This window comes from Rhizobacter sp. P3_B12 (genome assembly GCF_056402895.1).
On sequence record NZ_JBFUGN010000306.1, the window covers coordinates 1 to 6,243 of the forward strand.

Sequence of the window (6,243 nt, forward strand, 5' to 3'; positions counted from 1 at the left end):
ACTGGCTGGAGTGGCGCTGGATCACGATTCGGTGATTTGTTCACTGCGTGAGGCTGCTGCCGGGTCTCGCCCCGGCGGGCGAGTCACTTTCATTTGAGCCCAAATGAAAGTAACCAAAGCAAAGGGCTTTGAAAACCATACGGTTCGTTCAGTCTCGCTGCGGACAACACTGCCACTTGGGCTGGAGCTCCACATTCATTGGGATTGTTGGCCKTTCTTCTCCACTCAGCTCGCTGCGCATCGYCCTGACGACGCGGCRGCGRCAGGCGCAAGACGATGCGACGCGAAGCGAGCGAGTCGAGTGGAGCGGGAGARCAACAATCCCAATGAACGKKGATGTGCAGCCGAAGYGGCAGTGTTGTCCGCAGCSAGACTGAACGAACCGTATGGTGTTGTATTGAAGCCCTTTGCTTTGGTTACTTTCATTTGGGCTTCAAATGAAAGTGACTCGCCCGCCGGGGCGAGACCCGGCAGCAGCCTCGCCCTTAGCGGCCCGTCACCAGGAGCTCGTTGATGATCGCGCTCCACGACTGCGGGCCGGTCTTGCCGGAGATCCGCACGCCCAGCACGCCGGCCAGCGGTGTGCCGCTGAACGCGTAGCTCGAACCGCCCGCAACTGCGCTGTTCGGATACGCCGGCGCGATCGCCCAGCCGGATTCGATCCAGCGCGTGCCGTCGGTCGTGTACTGCAGGCTCACACCTGATTCGAAGTAGCCGTTGCCGTAGCTGTCGATGGCGCCGTTGATCAACGTCACCTTCGACACTGTCTTGGCCGCCGTCCACGTGACACCGGCTGCCTCCCACTTGCCTGTCTCGCCTTCGCCGGCGGCATTCAGCGTCACACCGGTCGTCAGCTTGCCGTCGTTGATGCCGGCGCGCGCCTGGCGGTTCGCGTTCGACAGCGCCGTCGTGTTCTTGATCCACACCTGGCCGCTGCCGCTYGCCTCGATCTGCGTGTCGCCGCTGCCGCCGCGCGCGCTGAAGGCAGCACGGATCGAGTGGCCGGCCTGCACGTCGCTGAAGGTGTAGCTCGTCACCGCTCCGACCGATGCGCCATCCACCGTCACCGAGCTGATGTCGTAGCCCGCGTTCGGCACGATGCTGAAGCCCTGGCTGCGACCCTGCACGACCTGCACCGAGCCGCTCGGCACGATGGATCCACCGGTGCCAGCGGCAGCATCGATGCTCAGCGGCGCCGTCGAGCCGTTGTCCAGCCCGACCTTCACCGCCGACCAGAAGCTCGCGTCTTCATACCCCATCGCCCACACGCTGGTGCCGGCGAGGCCATACGCATTCACCAGCGCGGTCTTGGCCTGGATGCTCTGCGCATCGTCGTACCAGAGCGCCGGCTGCTTCGTCGAATTGCTCCAGTCCGTGCCGTCCGGCTGCTTGCGCACCGTGCCCCAGGTGGCATAGGGCGTTGCCGATGCCGCATCGCGCTGCAGCACCGCATTGGCATGCGAGGCCAGCACCGCGGCATAGCTCGACCAGTGCACCACCTGGCCCGTGCTGTAGTCGTAGCCGTAGCTCGGCAGGCCGGCCAGCACCTTCGAGGCCGGCACGCGCGACACGGTGTACGACAGGATCGCCTTCTGCCAGTCCAGGCCCGATTCGGGGCCCGGCCACACCTCGCCGTTGAAGCCGCTGCTGGCCCAGCCCGGGCCGACCTCGTCGTAGGTCATCACCTGGAAGTAGTCGACCGCGGCACCGATCGCCGCGTAGTCGTAGCCGCCCAGGTAGTCCGGTGCCTTGTCGCCGGTCTTCGGCGGGATGCTGATCACGAGCTTCAGCCCCTGCGCATGCAGGCCGCTCGCCAGCGCCGAGATGAACGCGCTGTAGTTCGCCTTGTCCGACGACTGCACCGCCTCCAGGTCGATGTCGATGCCGGCAAAACCGTTCGCCGTGGCGAGGTTCACCAGGTTCGTCACCGCCTTCGCACGGCTGGTGGCACTGGCGAGCACCGCCTTCGAGATGGCCGGGTCGAAACCGCCGGCGTCGTTGCTGTAGTCCGAGACGGTCGGGTACAGCGGCAGGCCCTTGCCCTTCGCGAAGCTGATGATGCTGCGCGTGGTGTTCGTCAGGCCTTCGGTGCTGATCGCGCCGGCCGCCGTCAGGTTGTAGGCCGAGCCGAGGCCGACGGCGCTCAGCTGCGCGTGGTGGGCCTGCAGGTTGGTGTACGACTGGCTGATCTGGCCATCRGTGTAGGCCAGCACGAACGGCGCGGCATCGGCCTGCGACGTGGTGACAAGGCACGCGAAGCTGACGCAGGCGAGCGTGGCGACGAAACCGGTGCGGTTCGGGCGGAGGTGGGCGAGGGCGGTGTTCATCGGCCGATGGTCACCCATCAGCGCCTCGGCAAATGTCAGCAAACCGTAGCGTTGGTAACTCGGCTCAGCGCGTCGCGCGGCGCCTCACGCAGTCGATGTACTTGTGGCCGTCCGGCGGCAGGCCGCTGCGCTGCGAGGCCCAGATCATCTCGCCCAGGCACTCCATCATCTCGTGCTGCGCCTCGTGCGCCGAGCCGCGCTTCGCGGCGAGCAGGGCATAGGCCTGCTTGATGCCGGTCGGCTGGTCGATGCTGACCTGCTCGCTGATCGACAGGTGCATCGACAGGTGCAGGAAGGGGTTGGTGCGGCCGTCTTCGACCTCGTAGACCCTGGCCAGCGCTGCGGCTTCATCGGCGAGCTCGGCGTGGTATTCCGGGTGCTCGGCGATCCAGTCGCCTGCCACCGCTTCCATCGGCGTCAGCGGCAGGCCTTCGCGCTGCTTGCGCCGGGTCTCACAGAAGAATTTGCGAACGTCGTGCTGGGTCGGGGCAAACATCGGTGGATTTTCGCCCAGATCCGTTCGGACGTGATGCAGACGACAGCACGGCGGGTGGAACCCTCGTCAATCTCTGAACCACACATGCCTTCCAAATATGAAGGTTGCATCCAATGAAAAGAATACGCCCAGAAAATCGTTCAGAGTCGCCGGATCACTCCTCCGCTCCTCTCTGGTCGCCGGCCCCGAAGATACGCGCGACAGGCCGCGTCCCACCCCAGCAGTGGGCGGAATGCCTTGCGCAGAAAGACCTGCCGTCGATCATCGAACTGCTGGGGCAACAGCACCTCGATGAGCGCGAGATCGATCTGACGGGCCAGAACCTGAATCTCGAGCAGGTCGAGACGCTTGCGCTGCTGGTGGAGCATGCGGAATGCCCTGCGTTCGCATTGAATCTCGACGGCGCAACTGCTCCGACGATCAGCTGCTTCCTTGAGGGGGCCAAGCTGCACAAGCCGCTGACCCTGCTGAATCTTCGCGGCTTCAGGGTGGTCAGCCTTGGTCGGAGCTTTCATGTTCAGACCAGACATATTGCGGCAATTGCCAAGCTGCTGGGMCCAGGCAGCAAGCTGCAGATGCTGATTCTTGACAGGCAGAAGCTCATCAAGAACAGGGGTGATTGGGGTATCTATCCGGGGCCTAAAACAGCTGATGAATACAGATTCAGAGACCTGCTGTCGGCCGTCGCTTCAAGCGAGAGCCTGGAGATGCTGAGCCTTGCGGATTGCTTTCTGTCTCACTCGGATCTGAAGGTCATCGGCAAGAAACTGTTCAAGCCGGACAGGCCATGCAAGCTGACCACACTGGTGCTTTCAGGGAATTTCAGGGAACCATTGAGCCCCATCGGCATCGACGGCGCTCGCGATGGGGCCAGCAAATTTCTCGAATCGGCGGCGCATGCCCGCTGCCTTGAAAGCCTGGATCTCGGTGATTCCCTCCAGCGCGACGCGGATGTCGACGCCGACTTGCTGGCACTGGCAAAGCAGGTCAAGACCTTGTGCCATGTGACCGTCTCCGCCGATGGAGAGCAGGGCCTGCCGCCGCAGGTGCGGGAACAACTGAAGGCGAATCGTCGGCAACCTCTGGTGCCGGTGTTGGAGATGGCACTGTGTGTGCGACCGCATCTTCTGCCTCGGGACCTGATCGAGGAGGTCAGGAAGAAGATCTTGCGCATCCAGCTCCTCGAGGCAGCGCATACGGTCTGACGCGGTTGCGCGGCGTCGCTTCGCGCGACGCCGCCGGGCGGGGACAATGCCCGCCATGATTTCCGATCCCTGGTTCTATGCGGCCGCCATCCCGGCCGTGCTGTTGATGGGCCTCTCCAAGAGCGGCTTCGGTGCCGGTTTCGGCTCGCTCGCGACGCCGCTGATGGCCTTGTCGATCACGGTGCCGCAGGCCGCGGCCATCATGCTGCCGCTGCTGCTCGTGATGGACGCGGTCGGCGTGAAGGCCTTGTTCCAGCAGCGCGACAAGGCGCTGATCCGGCTGCTGATCCCGGCCGGGCTGCTCGGCACCGTGCTCGGCACGCTGTCGTTCGGGCTGCTGCAGCCGAAGACGGTGGCCGGCATCGTCGGCGGGCTGACGCTGCTGTTCCTCGCGCAGCGGCTGCTGTTCCCGCCGCGCGCCGATGCGCCGCCGCCGCCGCGCTGGCTGGGCTTCGGGCTCGGCATCGCGTCGGGCTTCACCAGCTTCGTCGCGCATGCGGGCGCACCGCCGGTCAGCGCCTACGTGCTGCCGCTGCGCCTGCCGCCGCTGATCTTCACCGCGACGATGGCCACGTTCTTCGCGGTCGTGAACCTGTCGAAGTGGATCCCGTACGCCTTCCTCGGCCTGATCGACATGCGCAACCTCGGCACCTCGCTGGTGCTGATGCCGTTCGCGCCGGTCGGCGTGTGGATCGGCATCCGGCTCGCGAAGCGGATCGAGCCGACGCTGTTCTATCGGCTGGTGTACGTGGGCATGTTCCTCACCGGCGTGAAGCTGCTGTACGACGCGTTGCGGTGATCAGGTGGCGGCTTCCTCGTCGGGCTTCTCCGGCGCGCCCCCCCAGCCGGCGCGCTGCTTGCGATCCAGCGGCGCGGCGCGCTCCTGCGCGAACCGCGTCTCGAGCTGCTGCCGGCCTTCCTTCGCGACCGCGATCAGCCGCTCCTGGTCGCGCGCATGCGGGCGCATCGCCTCCAGCTGGTCGATGCTGTGGCGCCGGAACCGCAGCGCCAGGTTGCGCGCCTGGTGCGGTTGCCAGCCCAGCAGCTCGAGCGTGCTGCGCGCCGTCATCAGCGCCGAATCCAGCGTCTCGCGCTCGATCAGCGTGACGCCCAGTTCGCRCAGCCGGTAGTAGTGCCGCACGTTGCGCGCCCGCGCGACGATCGTCAGCTGCGGGAAGTTCTCGCGCACCAGCGTCGCCACCTCCACGCTCTGCTCCACGTCGTCGATCGCCAGCACCAGCACCTTGGCGGTCGCCGCGCCGGCGGTGCGCAGCAGGTCGAGCCGCGTCGCGTCGCCATAGAACACCGGCCAGCCGAAGCGGCGCAGCGCCTCCAGCGCCTCGGCGTCGTGCTCCAGCACCGTCGGCGTCAGGCCGTTGGCGAACATCATCCGGCCGACGATCTGCCCGTAGCGGCCGAAGCCGGCGATGATCACCGACGCATCCTGCTGCTCGCTGAGCTCGGGGATGTCGCTGCGCTTCTGGCCCGCCAGCGTCGGCGTCCACCAGCGGTCGGCGGCCACCAGCAGCAGCGGCGTCAGCAGCATCGACAAGGCCACCGCCGCCACCAGCAGCGACGAGGTCGGCCCGTCGATCACGCCGGCCTGCGTGGCGGTCTGGAACACCACGAAACCGAACTCGCCGCCCTGCGCCAGCAGGATGATGAACACCGGCCGCTCGGCCTTCGGCAGCGGCATCCCGCGGCCCATCGCCCACAGCACCGCGGCCTTCACGCCGAGGAAGCCGCCGACGATCAGCGCGATCAGCAGCGGCCGCTGCATCACGATCGAGAAGTCGATGCTCATCCCCACCGCGATGAAGAACAGCCCGAGCAGCAGCCCCTTGAACGGCTCGATGTCGGTCTCGAGCTCGCGCCGGTACTCGCTCTCGGCCAGCAGCACGCCGGCCAGGAAGGCGCCGAGCGCCATCGACAGCCCCACCGTCTGCATCAGCGCCGCGGTGGCCACCACCAGCAGCAGCGACGCGGCGGTGAAGATCTCGGGCGTCGCGCTGCCGGCGATCCAGCGCAGCGTGGGCCGCAGCAGCAGCCGCCCGCCCAGCACGATGATCGCGACCACCCCCAGCGCCTTGCCGGCCCCGAGCCAGAAGCTGCCGTGCTCCGGCGCATCCGAAGGCCCGGCCAGCAGCGGCACCAGCGCGAGGATCGGGATCGCCGCGATGTCCTGCAGCAGCGCCACGCTCAGCAGGCTCGGCCC

At 66.5% G+C, this 6,243-nt stretch carries 5 protein-coding genes; 2 read left to right on the forward strand and 3 right to left on the reverse strand.

Translation table 11 applies throughout. The annotated features are described in order from the left end of the window. Positions 1-485: 485 nt before the first annotated feature. Positions 486-2,327 carry a glycosyl hydrolase family 18 protein gene (locus AC1D01_RS16785; protein WP_477868181.1) on the reverse strand — a complete coding sequence of 614 codons (1,842 nt, stop codon included), beginning with the start codon at positions 2,325-2,327 and terminating at the stop codon, positions 486-488. A 64-nt stretch (positions 2,328-2,391) separates the two neighbouring features. Further along, positions 2,392-2,823: a DUF1841 family protein gene (locus AC1D01_RS16790; protein WP_477868183.1), complete on the reverse strand. Its 432-nt coding sequence runs from the start codon at positions 2,821-2,823 to the stop codon at positions 2,392-2,394. Between the two features lie 113 nt (positions 2,824-2,936). Between AC1D01_RS16790 and AC1D01_RS16795 the strand changes: the two genes are divergently transcribed. Continuing rightward, positions 2,937-4,028: a hypothetical protein gene (locus AC1D01_RS16795; RefSeq protein WP_477868185.1), complete on the forward strand. Its 1,092-nt coding sequence runs from the start codon at positions 2,937-2,939 to the stop codon at positions 4,026-4,028. A 55-nt stretch (positions 4,029-4,083) separates the two neighbouring features. After that, positions 4,084-4,827 carry a sulfite exporter TauE/SafE family protein gene (locus tag AC1D01_RS16800; protein ID WP_477868187.1) on the forward strand — a complete coding sequence of 248 codons (744 nt, stop codon included), beginning with the start codon at positions 4,084-4,086 and terminating at the stop codon, positions 4,825-4,827. Here AC1D01_RS16800 and AC1D01_RS16805 read toward each other — a convergent pair. Then, positions 4,828-6,243 (reverse strand): cation:proton antiporter domain-containing protein (locus tag AC1D01_RS16805; RefSeq protein WP_477868189.1); only part of this gene is annotated, 1,416 nt, incomplete at its 5' end.